Raw genomic sequence first — 21354 nt, forward strand, 5'->3', positions numbered from 1 at the left:
AGCCTAAAAGGCGCGCTCGCGGGCGGGGCTGTAGCTCAGATGGGAGAGCGCTGCAATCGCACTGCAGAGGTCGGGGGTTCGAATCCCCCTAGCTCCACCAGCCCGCACAATCTCTGACATCCCTGACCTCCGAACGCGCTGCATGGCGCCGGCGACGGATTGTGCCGCCGGCCCTTCGAGCCATGTCAGGCGACCGCCCGATCGGGCAAGCTGGCGGCAGCCTCCGGCACCAGGCTAGGGGCGGCCATCGTGGTGGCCACCGCCTCGACCACAGCGGCCGGACGCCCGAGCAGATAGCCCTGCGCCTCGTCGCAGCCCTCCCGCTGCAGCAGGTCGAGCTGCTGGCAGGTCTCGACGCCCTCCGCGAGGACCGGGATCTCGAGGCTGCGGCCAAGCGCCAGGATGGCGCGGATGATGGCCTTGGCCTGCGGGCTCGTCTCCACCTCGGTCATAAAGGACCGGTCCAGCTTGATCTTGTCGAAGGGGAAGGACCGCAGCGTCTCCAGCGAGGAATAGCCGGTGCCGAAATCATCGATGGCCACGGTGACGCCGAGCGCCTTGAGGGCGCGCAGCATCTCCAGCGCCCGCTCCTTGTCGGCGACGATGGACGACTCGGTGATCTCGAGCTCCAGCCGCTCCGGCACCAGGCCGGTCTCGGCGAGGATGGACCGGACCATCTCCACGAGGTCGCCGTGGCCAAGCTGCAGCGGCGAGAGATTGACGGCGATGCGGTGCGGTACGGTCCACGACGCGGCCTCGCGGCAGGCGGTGCGCAGCACCCATTCGCCCAGCGGCACGATGGCCCCGCAGCTCTCCGCCAGCGGGATGAACTCGGCCGGCGAGATCGCCCCGCGCTCCGGATGCGTCCAGCGCAGCAGCACCTCGTAGCCCGTCACCTCCCCGGTCGCGACGGCCTTCTGCACCTGGTAGTGCAGGCGGAAGCCCTCGCTCGCCAGGGCCTGCCACAGCTCCTTGGTCAGGGCGCGGCGCTCGCGCACCTGCTCGTCCATGCGCGCCTCATAGAAGGCGACGGTCTGGCCGATCGTCGCCTTGGCGCGATACATGGCGAGGTCGGCATTGTTGACGAGCTGGTCGCCGGTGGCGCCGTCCTCCGGATGGAGGGCGATGCCGATGCTGGCCCCGGGCGTGATCTCCGCCTCGTCGACGGAGAGGGGGGCCGTCAGCGCCTCCTCCAGCCGCTGCAGGAAGTCGTTCAGCTCTTCCGGATCCTGGAAGCGCTTGACCGCGGCAAACTCGTCCCCGCCGAAGCGGGCCACCATCTCACGCTCGCCGAGGGCGGCCGAGAGCCTGCCGGCGAGGATGCGCAGCACCTCGTCGCCGACGGCATGGCCGCGCTGGTCGTTTATCTCCTTGAACCGGTCGAGGTCGATGCCGAGGACCGCGACCTGCTCGTCCGGCATCCGCGACGCGAGGGCGCTGGCGAGCGCCTCGTTGAAGCTCGTGCGGTTCGGCAGGCCGGTCAGCGCATCGTGGCGGGCGAGATGGGCGATGCGCGCCTCGGAGCGCCGTCGCTCCGTCACGTCCTCGCAGGTCGTCACCCAGGAGCCGTCGCCGATGGGGCGGTGCGCCAGGGCGATGATGCGGCCCTCGCCCAGCGTCTCCACCATGGTCTCCGGGCGGCCCCGGGCGATCACCGCGAGATGCCGCTCGGCGAGGTCACGGGCCATGGCCTCATCCGGGCAAGCCAGACGGCAGACATCGAGGAAGCTCTGGCCGGGCGCGCAGACACCGGTCGCCCAGGGGAAGATCGTCGCGAGCTGGCGGTTGAACAGGATGAGACGGCCCTCGGCGTCGAAGAGCAGCAGGCCCTGGGACATGTTCGACAGGGCGAGGTCGAGCCGGCGGGAGGTCTCCCTGAGGTCGTCCTCCCATGACTTCCGATCGGTGATGTCGCGCGTGATCTTGGCGAAGCCGACGAGACCGCCCGCCTCGTTGCGAATGGCGTCGATGACGACATGGGCCCAGAAACGCGAGCCATCCTTGCGCAGGCGCCAGCCCTCCTGCTCGAACCGCCCCTGCGCGATGGCCGTGTCGAGCGCGAGGCCGGGCAGACCGGCCACGCGGTCCGCCTCGGGATAGAAGCAGGAGAAGTGCCGGCCGACGATCTCGGCAGCCTCGTAGCCTTTGGCCCGGCGCGCCCCCTCGTTCCAGTTGGCGACGTGGCCGTCGGGCGTCAGCATGTAGAGCGCATAGTCGGTGACGCCCTCGACGAGGATGCGGAACATCTGCTCGCTCTGCCGGCGCGCGGCACGGCTACGCCGCGACATGAGCGTGCTGAAGAGGGCAAAGCACAGGACGAGGAAGGCCGAGCCGGCGACGCCGAGGGCGAGCGTCTGCGAGGGAATGGCGGCGGCCGACATGGGCTGCGCCGGATCCGGCACCACGGTGATGGCGCCCATGCCGGTGAAATGCAGGGAGCAGATGGCGAGGGTGAGCATCGCCGCACCCTGGAGCCGCCCGACAATGTCGCTGCGCCGGCGCGCCACCACGAAGGCCGCCGCGGCAAGCGTGGCCCCGAGCAGGATGGACGCGGCCACATGGCCGCCCGACCAGACCAGCCGGCCCGGGATCTGCACCGAGGCCATGCCGGTATAGTGCATGGCCGCGACGCCGCCGCCGAAGACGATGCCGCCGGCCACCGTGCCGGCCAGCGACGGCCGGAGGATGGCCAGCGCAATACCGGCCGTGCCGGTTGCCACAGCGATCACCAGCGAGACGATGGTCAGCGCGGTGTCGTAGCCGAGCACCACGCCCGGATCATAGGCCAGCATGGCGACGAAATGGGTGGCCCAGACGCCGAAGCCGGCCGCGCCGCCGGCGGCGAGGATCCAGCCGGTGCGGTTGCGTCCCTCCGCCTGGCGCGCGTGCCAGCCGATATCGGTCACGGCATAGGTGGCGGTGAGGCAGATCGCGGCGGCAAGGCCGACCAGGATCCAGTCATGCTCAAAGGCAAGGCAGGTCAAAACGCGGTACATGGGGGAATGCGCCTCCGTCACCCCCTGACTACGGCGGACGGGTTTAACAGGGACGAATTGCCGTTACGGAAGAACGCGACAGGGTAAATGCGCGCTGAAGCAGACGGGACCGGCCGGTTTTGAACCGCAGGCCCTGCTCGCGCGTAAGGGACGCAGTCAATTGCGAGAGGGACGATGACCTTCCTGTGGGGCTATCTGGCGGCGCTGGTCATCTTCGGCGTCCTCGACGCCGTCTGGCTGTCGAACATGGCGCGCATTCTCTACCGGCCGACCCTCGGCGACCTGCTGCTGGAGAACCTGCGCTGGCTGCCCGCCCTCGCCTTCTATTTCCTCTTTCCCCTCGGCGTGGTGCACTTCGCGGTCATACCGGCCTTGACCGGCGGCGGGGTCGTCATGGCGCTGGTCAATGGCGGCTTTCTCGGCCTGCTCGCCTATGCCACCTACGACCTGACGAACTATGCGACCCTGCGCGCCTGGACGGCGACGCTGACCGTCGTCGACGTGCTCTACGGCACGGTGGCAACGGCCATTGTCGCCGCCGGCGCCTATGGCTGGCTGCGGCTCATCGCTGGTTGGGGCTGGATCTGAGGCGCAATCAGGCCGCGGGCTTCAGGCGGTAGTGGCTGACGCCCCAGCTGTCGCCTCCCGCATGGCCGAACAGGCCGCTGGTCGCCAGGAAGAACAGCCGCCACCGCCGGCGCCACAGCGCGAGATTCTCGGCGCCATAGACCTGCGTGAGGATCGGGTCGATTTCGGCCAATCGGGCGTCGAACAGCGCCAGCCAGTCCTCGGCCGTGCGGCGATAGTGCTCGCCGCTCCACCGCCACTCGTCCTCGACGGTGAAGAGATCGGGGAACTGGCGGATGAGGCCATGGCCCGGCATCAGGCCACCGGTGAAGAAGTGCTGGGCGATCCAGTCGGTCTTGTCCGCCGCATCGAAGCGGTAGGAGCCGGTGCGATGGGTGAAGACGTGGATGAACAGCCGCCCGTCGGCCTTGAGCCAGGACCGCACCCGCGTGAGCAGGGCCCGCCAATTGGCCATGTGCTCGAACATCTCGACCGAGACGATCCGGTCGAACTGCCCCTCGGGCGCGAAGTCGTTCATGTCGGAGGTGACGATCGTCAGGTTCGTCAGGCCAAGCCTGGCCGCCTCGCCCTCGATGAAGGCGCGCTGCGAATGCGAGTTCGACACGGCGGTGATGGTGGCGCCGGGATAGCGCGCCGCCATGGTCAGCGACAGGGATCCCCAGCCGCAGCCGAGTTCCAGGATGCGCTGCCCGTCGGCGAGGCCGGCATGGTCCATGGTCAGGTCGAGCGCCTTGACCTCGGCCTCGGCGAGGCTCGTGGCCGGACCATCGTAGAAGCAGCAGGAATATTTCCGCTTCGGACCCAGCGTGCGCAGGAAGAAGGCCGCGGGCACCTCATAGTGCTGGGCATTGGCGGCATCGGTGTGGATCGCCACCGGGAATGCGTCCATGCCGGCGGCGAAGGCCTTGTCGTCCGCTGCGCCCTGGGTGGCGAGGTTCCGGTCGGTCCGGCCCACCAGCCAGGCGATCATCGCGCGGGTCAGCACATCGGGAACGGGCGTGCGTTCGCCCCAGGCGATGAGGCCGGCGACGAGGGACATGCAATCAACCTTTCGCAGAACGGGGCGGCAGCGGGATGAAGGCGCTGGTGCGCGCCTGGTAGGCGGCAAAGGCCGCGCCATGCTTGCGCAGCATGTGCTCCTCCAGCGGCGGGATGCCGGAGACGCGGGTGAGCAGCAGCGTCATGAAGGCGGGTGCGCCGAGCGCCAGCCATCCGAGCGGATAGCCGGAGAACGACAGCGCCATGACCGCATAGGAAGCCCAGAGCACGCATTCGAAGAAATAGTTCGGATGCCGCGACCAGGCCCAGAGCCCGACATCGCAAATCGGCCCCTTCTTGTTGGGGTCGCGGATGAATGCGGCAAGCTGGCGGTCGGCGAGGCCACCACCGATCCAGCCGGCGGCGAAGACGGCAAGACCCAGAAGATCCTGCCAGCCGAGCGGGCCGGGCCGGTTCGCCGCGAGCACGATGCCGAGGACCAGGGGCACGCTGGCCCCGGCCTGGATCTGCAGGAAGCGGAACATCTGGTAGGAGGCCTGGTCGCCCCAGTCCTGCCGCAGCTTGGCGTAGCGGGCATCATCGGTGATGCCGCGGGTGCGACCGGCAATGTGGAGCCCGAGGCGCAGGGCCCAGGCTATGGCCATGGCGGCCACGAGAAGGCGACGCTCCAACGGGCCGGCGCCGAAGGGCAGCGCCACGGCGAGGGCGCCGGTGAGGCCGACGCCGAAGGTCCAGGTGACGTCGACCCAGCCGGAATTGCCGCTACGCCGCTCGATCGCCCAGGCCCCCGCCATGATCGCACTCATGGCGATGGCCATGACGGCGATCGCCGCCGCCAGGCCCCAGAGGGTCACAACCGCACGAGGGGCTGGAGCAGGCGGCCGAAGAAGCCCTCGAACCGGACATTGCCGGTGAGCGCGACGATGCAGGTGCAGCCCTCATGCGCGTCGACAACCGGCGTATGAGCGTGGCGCTCGTCGGCCTCGTCGAAATCGCCGGCGGCGTAGCGGCCATATTCGTGCTGGTAGGCGCCGGCGACGATGGTCGTCCACTCCGCGCCGGTATGGCGATGGGCGGGAAGGCGCGTGCCCGGCTGGGCGCGCAACATGAAGACCCGGGCATCGGAGCCGGGAACATTCACCCGGCGCAACGCCACGCCACGGCCCACCGTCTGCCAGCGGCCGAGCTCGTAGGGCGCGAGCACCTTCAGGCCCGCCGCGTCATGCGGAGCGACCGGCGCAGCGGCGCGCTCGGTGATCCGGGTGGGCAGGCCGCGCAGCAGCGTCTCGCCGTCGGCATCCATCGCCTCGGGCTCGATCATGTCGAGGAGGGCGCCGTTGACGGCCTCGATCTCGATGAGGTCGCGCCGGCTCTCCGGGCTGACCTCGAGATGGGCGGCGACCACGAGGGCCAGGCCCTCGTCGAGCGTGCCGGCGGCGAAGGCGGCCAGCGTCTCCTCGGACGGACGATGAGAAGCGGTCATCGCAGATCCTCCAGCACGCCGCGCAGCCGCGCCATGGCGAGCCGCAGCCGCGATTTGACGGTTCCAAGTGGGATGGACAGGCGTTTCGCCACGTCCTGATGACTGAGACCTTCCATGAAAGCCAACTGAACGACTCTGAGCTGATCGGGGGACAAATTGGTGAGGGCCGCCCGGACACGAGAGTCGCGCTCGCTTCCCGAAAGGACCTGGTCCGGCTGTTCGGGCTCCTCGCCCTGAATGATGTCGAAGACCTCAGGCAGCCGCGACCGCTTCTCACGGCGGGCCGCGTCGATGCGCAGGTTGCGGGCAATCGCCGCAATCCACGTCGACGCACCGGCCCGCGACGGATCGAAGAGGGCGGCCTTGCGCCAGACCATCAGCAGGGTTTCCTGCGCCAGTTCCTCGGCGAGGTCCGGCGGAGTGCCCTGACGGATGAGCAGTGCTTTCACCCGCGGCGCGAAATGGTCGAAGAGTTTGACGAAGGCTTGCCGATCGGACGATTGGGCAATCGACTGGATCAGAGCGTTCGCATCAACCAAGGCAGCACCGGCACGTCTGTGCGGGCCGCGGAAACGCGGCGCCGACAAATCAGTGTGTATCGCAAGAGCACCCGACATGTCCCCCTTTACGCGGTACCATCGACATCGGATCAGTGGACAGGGTGAAGGAACCGACCGATCCATCGAAGGCTGAACCGTCACCGCGGCCCGGGCGTAAGACCACTATCCTTCCCGCGAGAAAAGGCAGTTGCATGCGTCCGATGGCCCGACAACGTCAGCGTATCGCCGTGGTGGGGAGCGGCATTTCCGGTCTCTCCGCCGCCTGGCTCCTCTCCCGGGCCCATGACGTGACCCTCTATGAGCGCGACGACCGGCTCGGCGGCCACGCCAACACGGTCGAGGTCCCCGGCGCCGACGGCCGACCGGTCGCGGTCGACACCGGCTTCATCGTCTTCAACGAGGCGACCTATCCGAACTTCTGCGCAATGCTCGAGCATCTCGGCGTCGCGTCCCACGCCACCGAGATGTCCTTCGCCGTGTCCCTCGACGGCGGCCGGCTCGAATATTCCGGCACCAGCCTCGGCGGGCTCTTCGCCCAGCGCCGCAACATCGTCAGCCCGCGCTTCTGGTCGATGCTGCAGGACCTCCTGCGCTTCTATCGCAGCGCCACGCGGGACGCGGCCGAACTGCGCTCGCACTCGATCTCCCTCGGCGACTATCTCGATGCCGGCCGCTACGGCCGCGCCTTCCGCGACGACCACCTGCTGCCCATGGCCGGCGCCATCTGGTCGGCCCCCTGCGCCGAAATCCTGTCCTATCCGGCGAGCGCCTTCATCCGCTTTCACAACAACCACGGCCTGCTGAAGCTCTCGGGCCGTCCCGCCTGGCGCACGGTCGTCGGCGGCAGCCGCTCCTACGTGAAGGCGCTTCGCGAGGACTTCACCGGCGAGATCTGCTCCGGCATGCCCATCGCGCGAATTCGCCGCACCGCCGATGGCGTCATTCTCGACGGCGAGCAGGGCTGGAGCCGCCCCTTCGACCAAGTGGTGATCGCCACCCATGCCAAGGAGGCGCTGGCCATGCTGGCCGAGCCGACGGCGGAGGAGCGCGATCTCCTCGGCGCCTTCCGCTACAGCCGTAACCTCACCGTGCTCCACACCGACGAGGGGCTGATGCCGCGCCGCCGCGCCGCCTGGTCGAGCTGGAACCACATCGGTGAGCGTGCCGCCCAGGATGGTCCCTGCGCCGTCACCTACTGGATGAACCGGCTGCAGCACCTGCCGCAGGACCGGCAGTTCTTCGTGACGCTCAACCCGCCCAAGGCGCCGCGCGAGGGCACCGTCCTGCGCGAGGAAATGTACGAGCATCCGCTCTTCGACTCGGCCGCCATCGCCGCGCAGCAGCGGCTCTGGTCGCTGCAGGGCGTGCGGCGGACGTGGTTCTGCGGCGCCCATTTCGGCGCCGGCTTCCACGAGGACGGCCTGCAGGCCGGTCTTGCCGTCGCCGAGGACCTGGGCGGCGTCCGCCGGCCCTGGACGGTCGCCGATGAGTCCGGCCGCATCGTGCTCCCCGCCGAGACCGCACCGCTGACGGAGGCGGCGTGAGCACCGGGGCATCAGCCCTCTATGTCGGCCGGGTGATGCACCGCCGCACCCGGCCGCGGCCCCATGCCCTCGCCTACCGTGTCTTCTGGGTGCTGCTGGACCTCGACGAGATCGACGCGCTGGACGCAAGGCTGCGGCTGTTCTCGCGTGATCGCGCCAATGTCTTCTCCTTCCGCACCGCCGATTATGGCGACCGGTCCGGGCGGCCATTGCGGCCGCAGATCGAGGAGCGCCTCGCCGCAGCGGGCATCGACACGTCAGGCGGCCCGATCCGCCTCCTGACCATGCCGCGCATCCTCGGCTATGCCTTCAACCCGCTGAGCGTCTTCTTCTGCCATCGCGTCGATGGCTCTCTGGCGGCGACGATCTACGAGGTGCACAACACCTTCGGCGAGATCCATTCCTACCTGATCCCCGCCGAGGGCGCCTCGCGCCCCATCGTGCAGGACAGCGCCAAGGCCTTCCACGTCTCGCCCTTCCTGACGCGCGACATGAGCTACCGCTTCCGCCTGCAGCCGCCCGGGGACGACGTCGCCGTTCACATCGCTGCCAAGGATTCGGCCGGGCCGATGGTCTACGCCTCGCTGTCGGGCGAGCGCCGACCCCTGACCGACCGCAACCTGTTGAAGCTGCTCGTCACGCACCCGCTGCTGACCCTGCGGGTGACGCTCGCCATCCACTGGCACGCCCTGCTTCTGGTGGCCAAGCGCATCCCGCTGATCCGCCATCCGGGCCCTGCCGCAGCGGATGTGACCGTCGGCCGGCAGGCGCCCTGAGCGGCGACGAGAACGGTCAGCGCTGGCGCAGGCTGCCCGGCGTCACGCCCTCCATCGAGCGGAACATCTTCACGAACTGCGTGCTGGACGAGAAGCCGACGCGGGTCGCGATCTGCGCCACGGGGAGATTGGTCGAGAGCAGCAGGCGGCGGGCCTCGGTCATGCGCAGCCGCAACAGGTACTGGTAGGGCGTCACGCCGAAAGCGTCGCGGAACGACCGGATGAGGTGGAAGCGCGACAGGCCGGCGAGGTTCGCCAGGTCCTCGATGGAAATCTGGCGGCCTATATTGCTGCGCAGATAATCATCCAGAAGTGCCATGCGCGACTTCGAGGTGAGGCCTGGCCGCTCCGTCTCCTGGTCGCGCCGCGTGAGATCGAGCAGGCGCGCGGCGATGAACAGGCCGATGGACTCGGCATAGAGATCGGCGAGGTCCTCGCCCTCCTGCAGCAGCCGGTCGAGGCGCATCAGCGCGTCGGAGACGTCCGGATCCTCGAAATAGAGCTTCGGCTGGATGGGCGAGCTCTCGTAGAGCCGGCCAAGGTCCTCCGAGAGCCGCGCCGGATCGAAGAACATCATGGTGACCCGGCCGTCATTCTCCGGCCCCACCGTCCAGCCCGTGGCCTCATAGCCCGCAGGGATCTGCGTCAGCTTGCCCCGCAGGTCGGTGAGCGGAGAAACGGGGCCGCCTTCGATCCGTGTCTCGCCATCGCGACGCACGAAGTGGTGAAGGGCGATGTAGTGCTCGGGGCGGCTCGTATAATTGATGCTGTAATCTGTCTTGCGGCGGCTGGAATGAACCGCGAAGCCTGGCCAGGCTGCAGCAATCGTATGATCGAGCCGTCCACCGCTTTTTCCGTTGAGCGGCTTCAGGATCATGGTGGAAAAAGACCCAATCGAATCAACCATCGGTATTGGCACATAGGCGGGGCAACCCGTCAATGGAGCGCGGCGGATGGCGTATGGCCGCATCGGCGGCCAAATGGAGCCCGGGTCGCCGGTTGACAAGCCTCTCGGCGGGCTGTGTGTCGGGCGCGGCTGACATGGCCATGACCAGGGCGCGTCGCCCGCTGCGATACGGCGCAAGCCGTCAGCGCGGCAGACCGCGGTCGCCATCGCCTGTCGGCGTCATCGTCATGAGAGGAGGAGGAGGTTTGGTGGGTGATGAAGGACTCGAACCTTCGACCCGCTGATTAAGAGTCAGCTGCTCTACCAACTGAGCTAATCACCCACGTCCCGGAGGGCGTCGCCCGCGGGAGCCGGGTCACTAGCAGAGGTGGGGGGCGGTGTCCAGAACGCCGTGACGCTTTTTTGCGCGTGGCTGCGCCCCTCACGCGACAGGGTTACCGGGAGGCCAGAGCCAGGCCGCGCCGCGCACCCCGGAGGAGTCGCCATAACGCGCCTTGACGATGGGCGTGGTGCAGCTGTCGGAGAAGACGTAGGGCCGCATGGCCGGGGCCAAGTCGTCATAGAGCGAGGCGACATTGCTCATGCCGCCGCCGACCACGATGACATCCGGGTCGATGAGATTGACCACCTGCGCGAGACCCCGCGCCAGACGCGAGACATAGCGCTCGTAGGCCGCGCGCGAGGCGGGATCACCCGAGGCGGCTGCGGCGGCGATGTCAGGCGCAGCAACGGCAAGACCGGTGGCGCGCCGATAGTCATCGGCAAAGCCGGTGCCGGACACCCAGGTCTCGAGACATCCTCGCTGGCCGCAATAGCAGGCCGGGGCCTCCTCCACCTCGGCAACGCTCGGCCAGGGCAGCGGATTATGGCCGAACTCGCCGCCGATGAGATGGCGGCCGCGCAGGACCTGGCCGTCGATGACGATGCCCGAGCCCGCGCCTGTGCCGATGATGAGGCCGAAGACGATGCCAGCGCCTGCGGCGGCGCCATCCACGGCCTCCGACAGGGCGAAGCAATTGGCGTCGTTCTCCAGCCGCACCTCGCGGCCTAGCGCGCCGGCGAGATCCCGGTCGAGCGGGTGGCCGATGAGGACGGTGGTGTTGGCGTTCTTGACGAGGCCGGTCGCCGGCGAGATCGAGCCGGGAATGCCGACGCCGACCGTGCCGGTGACGCCGAGATCGGCCTCGACGCCCCTCACCAGCGCGGCAATGGCGGCGATGATGGCGTCGTAGTCATGCCGCGGCGTCGGCACCCGCCGCCTAAGCAGCTCCTCGCCCCGGTCGCCCAGGGCGAGGACCTCGATCTTCGTGCCGCCGAGGTCGACGCCGATGCGCATGCCCGTCCGCTTACTCAGCCGCGACGGTGGCGTGCTGGGGATGGAGGCGCTGCTGCTTGGCGGTCAGCTTGTTGAGGGCCGAGAGATAGGCCTTGGCCGAGGACACCAGCGTGTCCGGGTCGGCGCCCTTGCCCGTAAAGGTGTTGCCCTCCGCCTGCAGCCGCACCGAAACCTCCGCCTGCGCATCCGTTCCCTGGGTAACGGCATGGACCTGGTAGAGTTCCAGCACCGCCTCATGGGGCACGATGGCCTTGATGGCGTTGAAGACGGCATCGACGGGACCGTTGCCGGTGGCCTGCACGGTCTTGTGCATGCCGTCGAGATCCAGCGTCAGAGTCGCGGCCTGCGGGCCGAGCGTGCCGGCGACGACCAGCAGCGAGATGACCTTCATGCGGTCCTGGCTGTTGGCCAGCTTCTCGTCCACCAGCGCCTCGATGTCCTCGTCGTAGATCACCTTCTTGCGGTCGGCGAGCTCCTTGAAGCGGACGAAGGCGTCCTCCAGCTGGTTGTCCGACAGCGAGTAGCCGAGGTTCTTCAGCTTGTCGCGGAAGGCGTTGCGCCCCGAATGCTTGCCCATGACCAGCGAGGTCGATTTCACGCCGACCGTGTCGGGCGTCATGATCTCGTAGGTCTGGGTGTTCTTCAGCATGCCGTCCTGGTGGATGCCGCTCTCATGGGCGAAGGCGTTACGGCCGACGATGGCCTTGTTGTACTGCACCGGGAACGAGGTGACGGTCGAGACGAGCTTCGAGGCCCGGGTCAGCATCCTCGTGTCGATGTTGGTCTCATAGGGGAAGATGTCGTTGCGGGTCTTGATCGCCATGACGATCTCCTCCAGCGCCGCATTGCCCGCCCGCTCGCCGATGCCGTTGATCGTGCACTCGATCTGACGCGCGCCACCCTGCACGCCGGCAATGGTGTTGGCCACGGCCATGCCGAGGTCGTTATGGCAATGGACCGAGAAGATGGCCTTGTCCGCGTTCGGCACGCGGTTGCGCACCATCTCGAACAGGGCGCGGTACTCCTGCGGGGCCGTGTAGCCGACCGTGTCCGGGATGTTGATGGTGGTGGCGCCGGCCTTGATGGCGGCCTCGACGCAGCGGCACAGGAAGTCGTGCTCGGTGCGGGTGCCGTCCTCGGCCGACCACTCCACGTCGCCGACGAGATTGCGGGCGCGGGTGACCTGGTTGACCACCATCTCCAGAACCTGCTCCTCGCTCTTCTGGAGCTTGTACTTCATGTGCACCGGCGAGGTGGAGATGAAGGTGTGGATGCGCGGGCGCTTGGCATGGCGGATGGCTTCGCCCGCCCGGTCGATGTCCGCGGCGCCGGCGCGGGAGAGGCCGCAGACAACGGCGTTCTTCACCCGGGCGGCGATGGCGGCGACGGCCTCGAAATCGCCGTTGGAGGCGATGGGGAAGCCGGCCTCGATGATGTCGACGCCCATCTCGTCCAGGAGATCGGCGACCTGGAGCTTCTCCTCCAGCGTCATGGTGGCGCCGGGGCACTGCTCGCCGTCGCGCAGGGTGGTGTCGAAAATGACGACGCGGTCCTTCTCGGAAACGCTCGTGCTGGTCATGGGTCTTGTCCTTGCTGCGGGGCCGCGGCGGCGTCTCAGCGCCTCACGTCACAGACCCCCGGGTTGCGGGCTGCGGTTTCGTGATCCCCTGAGCGCCAAGGCCGATCGGCCCTGCCGGTGCTCAGGGGCGCATAAGCAGAAGGAGGGAAAGCGAGGGGGTGGCGCGAAGCGCGCGAAGGCTGATCGGTGCGGGCGCACGGACGATCGGCACGGGGGTCCCTCGACAAACGCGGCATGACGCCGCCGTTGGTCTTGCCTAACCGATCCGGGGGGACCAGCGCAAGCAGGAAGTCCGGGAGGGGCCGAACGGCAGAGCCGGCGTTAACCCTCGGACCTTCCAGCGAACGGACCATGTCCGAATCGCGGACACCGCGATGTTGCCGTCATGTCCGCGCGGAAATGGGCAGGTCTCGCCACCCTCGGCCGCGAGGGGCCTGCCAGTTCTGTCAGCCTGAATGCCCAGTCTGGTTAATGGTGAGGTCCCGACGCGGGACATCGCAAGGACGAAAATCCTCGCGATAGGGACTCACGGGCGCGGGCGGGATTCCGCGTAGATGTTGATCAGCACCCCCGCCACCACGATCGCCGCGCCGATCAGGACCGCGATGTCCGGCCGCTCGCTGTACATCAGCCAGCCGATGAGGCCGATCAGCGGCACGCGCAGGAAGTCGATCGGCGTGACCACGATGGCATCGCCATGCCGGAAGGCATTGGTGAGGCAGTAATGCGCCGTGAAGCCGCAGACCATGATGGCGGCAAGCGGCAGCCACTGCGCGGGATCCAGTTTCGGCGCGAACCAGACGGGCTCGCCGATGACGGCATTGGCGGCCAGGTTCAGCGGCAGCTGGATGACGTTCATCCAGAACATGATGGTCCAGGTGGAATTGGTGCCGGTGAGAAACTTCGTCGTGGTCTGCTGCACGCCGAAGCCCACCGCCGCCAGCGCGACGACCAGCGCCTCGGGCCGGAAACTGTCGAAGCCCGGCCGCAGGATGACGAGCACGCCGACGAAGCCAAGGACGAGTGCCGTGACCCGCGGCAGCGTCATCCGCTCGCCGAGGAAGAAGACGGCGAAGATGGCGACCCAGGTCGGCGTGGTGAACTCGATCGCGAAGACGGTGGCGAGGGGGAGGACGGTGAGCCCATAGGCCCACAGCGCCTGCGCGACGAAGTGGATGGAATTGCGCACCGCATGAATGAGCGGCTGGGCCGGCCGGATGCGCTGCCCCGGATCGGGAGCGAGCACCATGATCGCGGCGAGGATGATCAGCCCGCCGACATTGCGCAGCGCCAGGATCTCGAACAGCGTCAGCGTGCCATGCAGGGCGCGGATCGAGACGGCGATGGCCGAGAAGGACAGCAGCGTTCCGGCCATCCAGAGCACGACGAGGATGAAGCGGCCCTGGGGGCGGGCGGCTGCGGCGGAGGAGGAAGGCGCTGTCATGGGGCTCGGCTCGAGGGCAGGCTCTGGGAGGCGGCGCGGCGCCGGGCCTGATGTTCTAAGGCCAAGGCGACCGCCGGTCCCCCGCGAAAAACGCAGGGCCCGCCCCATTTCCCGTTGACGCCGGAATGGTCCGAGACTATAGGGACCCCTCCGTGGCGGCCCCGTGCCGCCGCTCTCGTTTTCTTGCGCCCCGAGGTCTCCGGGGCCAGCCGCCGGGACAAGACCTATGGCCAATACGGCTTCCGCGAAGAAGGCCGCCCGCGTGATCGCGCGGCGCACCGCTGTGAACCAGGCTCGCCGCTCGCGCATGCGCACCTTCCTCCGCAAGGTGGAAGAGGCGATCGCCTCGGGCGACAAGGCCGCCGCCGCCGCTGCCTTCCAGGCGGCGCAGCCGGAAATCATCCGCGCCGCTCAGAAGGGCGTCCTGCATCGCAACACCGCCTCGCGCAAGGTGTCGCGCCTCGCCCACCGCATCGCCAAGATCGGCGCCTGATCAGGCAGCCCGCCTGGCGGCTCCCGCCGCCGGCCCCGATCGACCGCTCCAAGCCCGGCCTCGCGCCGGGCTTTTTGCTGTTGGCGCGCCGGTATCTGGATGACCCCGTGGGGAACTGTTGCGGATGAGCAACAGAGAGGCGTCAACCCAAAAATTTTGTCGGCCCACATGACGTGGCACGGAGGGTGCGCTGAACCGGCTAAAGGTCGCTTCGGAAAAGCCCCCGTGAATCAGAAGCTTAGCCGGGGGACGCCCGTTACGGTGGCGAAACGCTTGCGGCACCCGGCATGACGCTGCGGCAAGTCGCCGCCCCAAAATTCCGCCACGGGCCAAGGCACTTTCTCAGGCCCGATCAAAATTTGACGATTCATCAGAGGCTTGAAAAACGTCCCCGCCGAACCCGAAATCGCAGAGGGAGTCAAGCGCGCGCCCTTAACCATTTCTTAATCGAAATCCGTTGCCGGGTCCGGGTGCGCTGTGTATCACTTTCATCACTCGGGGGGGCCACCTCGGGCTTCATTGGAAGAGCTGACGATCCGCGCTTGCAGTCGCAGGCCAGGGACTGTTTTGCCTCAGTCGAGGCAAGATCAGTCCCCAAGCGGTCGCAGTATCGGGGGGTGAAGCCGGAGAACAAAGTCTTCAGGGTGTCGTCCTTGGACGGTGCCTGGAGCAACCTTGCGAGTTGAACATTGGGTTTGACAACTGAGGCGCGCGGCCGCTTGACGGCCGTGTGGATGAGCGATGTCGCATGCGCAGGGGGCGAATTATGCTGGGGACCGATCGCCAAAAGACTGCCTCGATCATCTGCGGACGGACTCCGCCGCGCAGCTGATCGACGTTCGAACGACCGCCGAATGGGCCTATGTCGGCTCGCCCGACCTCACCGGCCTTGGCCGTGAGGCCCTCCGTCTCGAATGGCAGGTTTTTCCCGCGATGACCGTCAACCCGGACTTCGTCTCGACCCTGGCAGCCTCGCTCGCCGCCCGCGGCGTGGCCAAGGATGCGCCGCTCTATTTCCTGTGCCGTTCCGGCATTCGTTCCAAGGCCGCGGCCATCGCCATGGCCGAGGCCGGCTTCACCGCCTGCTTCAATGTGGCGGGAGGCTTCGAGGGCCCCCCCGATGACAGGGGGCACAGGGGCGGGTCATCAGGCTGGAAGGCCGAGGGCCTTCCCTGGCGCCAGAGCTGACGCCGCTTCCGTCTTCGATCCGTTCATCACCGCGTTAATTTCGTCCAGCCGGACCAGATGGGGGACCATCGTGTTTGCCACTCACGACACCGTCCGTGAAATCACTGAGGATGCGACCGACACCATGAGCGATTCCATGCGTGCGGGAGCCATTTGGGAGCGCGTCAGCCGCCGGCTGCGTGCCGAGCTCGGCGAGGACGTGTTCTCCAGCTGGTTCAAGAGCATCGAGATCGAGGCCGCCCAGGGCGACGCCGTGCGCCTGTCGGTGCCGACCCGCTTCCTGAAGAGCTGGATCGACCACCACTACAAGGACCGCATCATCGCCCGCTGGAGCGAGGAGGCCGACCGCCCCGTCTCCATCGACGTCGCCGTGCGCACCGCCGCCAGCGCCCGCGCCGTGGTCCGTCCCCGCCCGGTCGAAGAGACGCCGCGTCCGGCCGCTGCTCCCGCCGCCGGCCGCGCCGAGGCCCCGCAGCTCTCCTCCGTGCAGAACACGCTCGGCGGCTCGCCGCTCGACCCGCGCCTGACCTTCGACACCTTCATCCAGGGCCGCTCGAACACCCTCGCCCGTGCCGCCGCCCTGCAGGTGGCCCAGGCCCGCCCGACCGACGCCGTGCTGTTCAACCCGCTCTACATCCATGCCGGCGTCGGCCTCGGCAAGACGCACCTTCTCCATGCCGTCGCCGGCATGGCGCAGGCCGGCGGCCGCCGCGTGCTCTATCTCACCGCCGAGAAGTTCACCTTCGGCTTCGTCGCGGCGCTGAAGAACCAGACCGCCATCGCCTTCAAGGAGGCGCTGCGCAACATCGACCTCCTGATCATCGACGACCTGCAGTTCCTGCAGGGCAAGCAGACCCAGGCCGAGTTCTGCCACACGCTGAACGCCCTGATCGATGCCGGCCGGCAGATCGTCGTCGCCGGCGACCGGCCGCCCTCCGACCTCGAGAACCTCGACGAGCGGGTGCGCTCGCGCCTTGCCGGCGGCCTCACGGTCGAGATCGGCGCGCTGGACGAGAACCTGCGCTTCGACATCCTCAAGCAGAAGCTCGCCCAGGCGAAGCTCGCCCATCCCGGCTTCGACGTGCCGCCGGCGGTGATGACCTATGTCGCCAAGAACGTCACCCAGAACGGCCGTGACCTCGATGGCGCCTTCAACCGGCTCATCGCCACCAACCGCCTGACCAGCCAGCCGGTGACGGTGGAGATGGCCGAGCGCTCCATCCGCGACCTCGTCCGCGTCGTCGAGCCGAAGCGCGTGAAGATCGAGGACATCCAGAAGATCGTTGCGCAGCACTACAATGTCAGCCGCTCCGACATCCTCTCCTCGCGCCGCACCGCCACTGTCGTCCGGCCGCGCCAGATCGCCATGTATCTGGCCAAGACCATGACGCTGCGCTCGCTGCCCGAGATCGGCCGGCGCTTCGGCGGCCGCGACCACACCACCGTCCTGCACGCCGTGCGCAAGATCGAGGGCCTCGTCGGCCAGGATCCCGCGCTCTGCGAGGAGGTCGAGGTGCTGAAGCGGCGTCTCAACGACTGACCCGCGGCCCTTTTCGACAGGAAAGGCGTGGATAGGGCGGCCGGGACTGGCCTTCCGCTTGCATCATGCTGCGCCGCGGGGTTGACTGACGCCCCTTGTTTTCGGGGTGCCGGACAGCCCGGCGCCCCCGTCGATCGGAGCAGCATGGATGAAGGTCACCGTCGAACGGGCCCAGCTCCTGAAGTCCCTCGGGCATGTCCACCGTGTGGTTGAGCGCCGCAACACGATCCCCGTCCTGTCGAACGTGCTGATGAAGGCGGACGGCACCTCGCTGCGCCTCAAGGCGACCGACCTCGACATCGAGGTAGTGGAGACGCTCCCCGCCGAGGTGGGCGCGGCCGGCGGTACCACCGTGCCGGCGCACATGATCTACGACATCGTCCGCAAGCTGCCGGACGGCTCGCAGATCCAGCTCGAGATGGTCGGCGACAAGGGCACCTTGGCCGTCAAAGCCGGGCGGTCGCGCTTCACCCTCCAGACGATCCCCGAGAGCGACTTCCCCGACATCGCTGCCGGCGAGATGAGCCATTCCTTCAGCCTGCCCGCAGGCCACCTGAAGCGGCTCATCGACAAGACCCAGTTCGCCATCTCCACCGAGGAGACGCGCTACTATCTGAACGGCATCTTCCTGCATGTGGTGGAGAAGGCCGGCCAGAGCCTGTTGCGCGCTGTCGCCACCGACGGCCATCGCCTCGCCCAGGTCGAGTTCGAGGCCCCGGCGGGGGCGGCCGGCATGCCGGGCGTCATCGTGCCGCGCAAGACGGTCGCCGAAGTGCAGCGCCTCGCCGACTCGCCCGACGCCTCGGTGACGGTCGAGCTCTCCACCGCCAAGATCCGCTTCCGCTTCGGCGAGACCGTGCTCACCTCCAAGTTGATCGACGGCACCTTCCCCGACTATGCCCGCGTCATCCCGCAGGCCAACGACAAGATCCTCACCGTCGAGAAGGGCGAATTCGCCGCCGCGGTCGACCGCGTCTCGACCGTGTCGTCGGAGCGCGGCCGCGCCGTGAAGCTCTCGGCCAATGACGGCCGCCTGACCCTGTCGGTGACCAACCCGGATTCGGGCAGCGCGACCGAGGAGCTCGAGGTCTCCTATGAGGCCGACGGCCTCGATATCGGCTTCAACTCCCGCTACCTCCTCGACATCACCGGCCAGATCGACGGCGACACGGTGGAGCTGAAGCTGGCCGATCCCGGCTCGCCGACGCTGATTCATGACCCCGCCGGCCCCGGCGCGCTCTACGTCCTCATGCCGATGCGGGTCTGACGCCAGTGACCGCCCGCATCATCGACGGCAAGGCCGCGGCTGCCGCCGTCCTCGCCGAGGTCAAGGCGCGTGTCGACGCCTTCCGCGCCACCAAGGGCCGCCCGCCCGGTCTCGCCGTCGTGCTCGTCGGCGAGGACCCGGCAAGCCAGGTCTATGTCCGCAACAAGGGCCGCGAGGCCGAGGCCGCCGGCTTCCGCTCCGAGCAGCACACGCTGCCCGTGACCACCAGCCAGGCCGACCTGCTGGCGCTGGTCGCCCGGGTCAATGCCGATCCGGGCATTGACGGCATCCTCGTCCAGCTGCCGCTGCCGAAGGACATCGATGCCGAGACGGTGCTGACCGCCATCGACCCCGCCAAGGACGTCGACGGCTTCCACCCCGTCAATGTCGGCCTGCTCGGCTCCGGCGCCACCGACCGGGCGCTGGTGCCCTGCACCCCCGCCGGCTCGATGATCCTCATCGAAAGCGTCCTCGGCCCCTCGCTTGCCGGCAAGCATGCCGTGGTCGTCGGCCGGTCCAACATCGTCGGCAAGCCGATCGCCCAGCTGCTGCTGCAGCGCGACGCGACCGTCACCATCGCCCATTCCCGCACCGCGGACCTTGCCGCCCTCTGCAGGCAGGCCGATGTGCTGGTCGCGGCGGTGGGGCGGCCCGAGATGGTCCGCGGCGATTGGGTGAAGCCCGGCGCCGTGGTGATCGATGTCGGCATCAACCGCATCCCCGCGCCGGAGAAGGGCGAGGGCAAGACGCGACTCGTCGGCGATGTCGCCTATGCGGAAGCCGCCGCCGTCGCCTCGGCCATCACGCCGGTGCCCGGCGGCGTCGGCCCCATGACCATCGCGCTGCTGATGGCGAACACCGTGACCGCAGCGCATCTGCGCGAGGGCCTCGCCCGGCCGCGCTTCGGCGCCTGAGGACACCGCGATGGCCCAGCGCTTCGTTGTGGTCGGAGCGGGGGCCATCGGCTGCTACATCGGCGGAAAGCTGGCACTCGGCGGAGCCGAGGTCGTCTTCGTCGCCCGCGGCGAGCGGGCGGCGGCGCTGAGGACCCACGGCCTCGGCCTCGCCGATCTCGACGGCACCGAGGCGGTGCTCCGGCCGGCCGCCCTCACCGTGGTCGAGACCCCGGCCGAGGTCGCCGGTCCCGCGGGCAACCTCATCCTGCTCTGCACCAAGTCCGGCGGCACTGCCGAGGCGGCGGCAGCCATCGGCGCAGCCTTTCCCGCCGGCACGCCCGTCCTGTCGCTGCAGAACGGCATCGACAATCCCGCCCGCATCGCCGCGGCCGCGCCGCATCTCGTGGCGCTTGCCGGCATGGTGCCCTTCAACGTGACGCTGGATGCCGGGCCCGATGGCCGGCTCCTCGTCCGCCGCACCACCTCCGGCGACCTCCACGCCGCGGACCATGCCGCGACCCGCGCGGCGCTTCCTGCCTTCGCCGCGGCGGGCCTGCCGCTCACCCTCTCCGCCGACATGGCGTCGGTGCAATGGGGCAAGCTGCTCCTCAACCTCAACAACCCCGTCAATGCGCTGTCCGGCCTGCCGCTGCAGGGCGAACTGATGGACCGCGCCTATCGCCGCGTCCTCGCCGCGCTGCAGGACGAGGCGCTGGCGGCGATGAAGGCCGCCGGGATCCGTCCGGCGAAGGTCGGCGCTGCGCCCCCTGCCCTCATCCCGACCATCCTGAGGCTGCCGACCTTCCTCTTCTCCCGCATCGCCGCCTCGATGCTCACCATCGGCCCAACGGCCCGCTCCTCCATGGCCGATGACCTCGCCGCCGGCCGGCCGACCGAGATCGACGACCTCTGCGGCGCCGTCCTCCGCCTTGCCACCGCCCACGGCGGGACCGCGCCGCTCAACGCCGCCATGATCCGGCTCATCGAAGCCGCGGGTCCCGGCACCCGCCTTTCCGGCGCCGATCTCGTCAAAGCCCTCGGCATGGCCTGACATCACCACCCAGCCTTGATCGCGCAGCCTTGATTTTGTCGTCGGCAGGTTCGATATCCGGGCCAACCTTTTCCACCCGAGGCGCATTGCCATGACCAACCCGACCAACGGGCACGACGAAGTGCCGATCGACGAGGCCACCGGAACCGCCGACGCCGCCGCCCCCGAGGCCGAGGCCTCCCTGATGGATGCCGGCCCGGCGCTGCTCGCCGCCGCCCAGGCCGAGGCGCGCGACATGAAGGACCGCATGCTCCGCACGCTGGCGGAGATGGAGAACCTCAGGAAGCGCACCGAGCGCGAGGTGGCGGACGCCCGCACCTACGGCGTCACCTCCTTTGCCCGCGACATGCTGAACGTCGCCGACAACATGCGCCGCGCCTTCGAGACGCTTCCCGCCGAGGCCCGCCCGGCCGAGGGCCCACTCAAGGCATTCGTCGAGGGCATCGACCTCACCGAGCGCGAGCTTCTGAAAACCCTCGAGAAGCACGGCGTGAAGAAGATCGAGCCGGACGGCCAGAAGTTCGACCCGAACCTGCACCAGGCCATGTTCGAGGTGCCGAATGCCGAGCTGCCCAAGGGCACCGTCGTGCAGACGGTCCAGGCCGGCTTCGTCATCGGCGAGCGCGTGCTGCGCCCGGCCCTGGTCGGCGTCTCCACCGGTGGGCCGAAGGCGGCGCCCCAGCCCGCCGCCTCCGACGAGGCCTGAT

Annotated in this window: 19 protein-coding genes and 2 tRNA genes; 11 read left to right on the plus strand and 10 right to left on the minus strand. The window is 68.6% G+C overall.

The features are described 5' to 3' along the window. Positions 1 to 24: 24 nt before the first annotated feature. Positions 25 to 100: transfer RNA gene (locus C8P69_RS15890), tRNA-Ala, on the plus strand. Between the two features lie 85 nt (positions 101 to 185). On the opposite strand, the gene C8P69_RS15895 is transcribed toward C8P69_RS15890, so the two are convergent. Continuing rightward, positions 186 to 2996, minus strand: a complete 2811-nt coding sequence (locus C8P69_RS15895) for a bifunctional diguanylate cyclase/phosphodiesterase (RefSeq protein ID WP_108178422.1) — start codon at positions 2994 to 2996, stop codon at positions 186 to 188. Between the two features lie 174 nt (positions 2997 to 3170). Between C8P69_RS15895 and C8P69_RS15900 the strand changes: the two genes are divergently transcribed. Continuing rightward, positions 3171 to 3584, plus strand: coding sequence for a DUF2177 family protein (locus tag C8P69_RS15900; RefSeq protein ID WP_108178423.1), 414 nt, complete (start codon positions 3171 to 3173; stop codon positions 3582 to 3584). A gap of 7 nt (positions 3585 to 3591) precedes the next feature. On the opposite strand, the gene C8P69_RS15905 is transcribed toward C8P69_RS15900, so the two are convergent. From C8P69_RS15905 to C8P69_RS15920, 4 genes are read right to left on the minus strand one after another with little or no spacing between them, the layout of a single operon-like run. Further along, complete coding sequence (locus C8P69_RS15905) at positions 3592 to 4623, minus strand: SAM-dependent methyltransferase (RefSeq protein ID WP_108178424.1); 1032 nt, start codon at positions 4621 to 4623, stop codon at positions 3592 to 3594. Between the two features lie 4 nt (positions 4624 to 4627). After that, complete coding sequence (locus C8P69_RS15910) at positions 4628 to 5437, minus strand: DUF1295 domain-containing protein (RefSeq protein ID WP_245902073.1); 810 nt, start codon at positions 5435 to 5437, stop codon at positions 4628 to 4630. Beyond that, entirely contained in the window at positions 5434 to 6066 is a 633-nt protein-coding gene (locus C8P69_RS15915; RefSeq protein ID WP_108178425.1) for a ChrR family anti-sigma-E factor, read from the minus strand. Before C8P69_RS15915 ends, C8P69_RS15910 begins: the two co-directional genes overlap by 4 nt. After that, positions 6063 to 6683 (minus strand): sigma-70 family RNA polymerase sigma factor, encoded by a 621-nt coding sequence (locus C8P69_RS15920; RefSeq protein ID WP_245902074.1) that lies wholly within the window; start codon positions 6681 to 6683, stop codon positions 6063 to 6065. Before C8P69_RS15920 ends, C8P69_RS15915 begins: the two co-directional genes overlap by 4 nt. A gap of 143 nt (positions 6684 to 6826) precedes the next feature. Between C8P69_RS15920 and C8P69_RS15925 the strand changes: the two genes are divergently transcribed. Together C8P69_RS15925 and C8P69_RS15930 are read left to right on the plus strand one after the other, a co-directional pair. Next, entirely contained in the window at positions 6827 to 8170 is a 1344-nt protein-coding gene (locus C8P69_RS15925) for an NAD(P)/FAD-dependent oxidoreductase (protein WP_245902075.1), read from the plus strand. Beyond that, positions 8167 to 8946, plus strand: coding sequence for a DUF1365 domain-containing protein (locus C8P69_RS15930; protein WP_245902076.1), 780 nt, complete (start codon positions 8167 to 8169; stop codon positions 8944 to 8946). The genes C8P69_RS15925 and C8P69_RS15930 overlap by 4 nt, the downstream gene beginning before the upstream one ends. Positions 8947 to 8962: 16 nt before the next feature. Here C8P69_RS15930 and C8P69_RS15935 read toward each other — a convergent pair whose 3' ends face one another. From C8P69_RS15935 to C8P69_RS15955, 5 genes are all read right to left on the minus strand, one after another. After that, positions 8963 to 9823, minus strand: a complete 861-nt coding sequence (locus C8P69_RS15935; protein WP_170118268.1) for a helix-turn-helix transcriptional regulator — start codon at positions 9821 to 9823, stop codon at positions 8963 to 8965. Positions 9824 to 10099: 276 nt separating this feature from the next. Further along, positions 10100 to 10175 (minus strand) — tRNA-Lys (locus C8P69_RS15940). Positions 10176 to 10274: 99 nt separating this feature from the next. Then, positions 10275 to 11189, minus strand: coding sequence for an ROK family protein (locus tag C8P69_RS15945; protein WP_108178428.1), 915 nt, complete (start codon positions 11187 to 11189; stop codon positions 10275 to 10277). A gap of 10 nt (positions 11190 to 11199) precedes the next feature. Next, positions 11200 to 12768 carry a 2-isopropylmalate synthase gene (locus tag C8P69_RS15950; protein ID WP_108178429.1) on the minus strand — a complete coding sequence of 523 codons (1569 nt, stop codon included), beginning with the start codon at positions 12766 to 12768 and terminating at the stop codon, positions 11200 to 11202. A 526-nt stretch (positions 12769 to 13294) separates the two neighbouring features. Continuing rightward, positions 13295 to 14212, minus strand: coding sequence for a DMT family transporter (locus C8P69_RS15955; protein ID WP_170118269.1), 918 nt, complete (start codon positions 14210 to 14212; stop codon positions 13295 to 13297). Positions 14213 to 14438: 226 nt separating this feature from the next. Here C8P69_RS15955 and rpsT point away from each other — a divergent pair, with 226 nt between their 5' ends. The 7 genes from rpsT to grpE all read left to right on the plus strand — a co-directional run bounded on the left by rpsT (position 14439) and on the right by grpE (position 21353). Beyond that, positions 14439 to 14705: a 30S ribosomal protein S20 gene (gene rpsT, locus C8P69_RS15960; protein WP_108178582.1), complete on the plus strand. Its 267-nt coding sequence runs from the start codon at positions 14439 to 14441 to the stop codon at positions 14703 to 14705. 741 nt (positions 14706 to 15446) lie between these two features. Next, positions 15447 to 15893 (plus strand): rhodanese-like domain-containing protein, encoded by a 447-nt coding sequence (locus tag C8P69_RS15965; protein ID WP_108178431.1) that lies wholly within the window; start codon positions 15447 to 15449, stop codon positions 15891 to 15893. A gap of 136 nt (positions 15894 to 16029) precedes the next feature. After that, positions 16030 to 17433, plus strand: coding sequence for a chromosomal replication initiator protein DnaA (gene dnaA, locus C8P69_RS15970; RefSeq protein ID WP_425440764.1), 1404 nt, complete (start codon positions 16030 to 16032; stop codon positions 17431 to 17433). 148 nt (positions 17434 to 17581) lie between these two features. Next, positions 17582 to 18700, plus strand: a complete 1119-nt coding sequence (gene dnaN, locus C8P69_RS15975; RefSeq protein WP_108178433.1) for a DNA polymerase III subunit beta — start codon at positions 17582 to 17584, stop codon at positions 18698 to 18700. 5 nt (positions 18701 to 18705) lie between these two features. After that, entirely contained in the window at positions 18706 to 19614 is a 909-nt protein-coding gene (gene folD, locus C8P69_RS15980) for a bifunctional methylenetetrahydrofolate dehydrogenase/methenyltetrahydrofolate cyclohydrolase FolD (protein ID WP_108178434.1), read from the plus strand. A gap of 10 nt (positions 19615 to 19624) precedes the next feature. Beyond that, positions 19625 to 20647, plus strand: a complete 1023-nt coding sequence (locus C8P69_RS15985; RefSeq protein WP_108178435.1) for a 2-dehydropantoate 2-reductase — start codon at positions 19625 to 19627, stop codon at positions 20645 to 20647. Positions 20648 to 20738: 91 nt separating this feature from the next. Next, a complete protein-coding gene (grpE, locus tag C8P69_RS15990) occupies positions 20739 to 21353 on the plus strand; it encodes a nucleotide exchange factor GrpE (protein WP_108178436.1) in 615 nt (204 codons plus the stop codon). Position 21354: the final 1 nt, after the last annotated feature.

Origin of the sequence: Phreatobacter oligotrophus (assembly GCF_003046185.1) — a bacterium.
Lineage (GTDB): Bacteria > Pseudomonadota > Alphaproteobacteria > Rhizobiales > Phreatobacteraceae > Phreatobacter > Phreatobacter oligotrophus.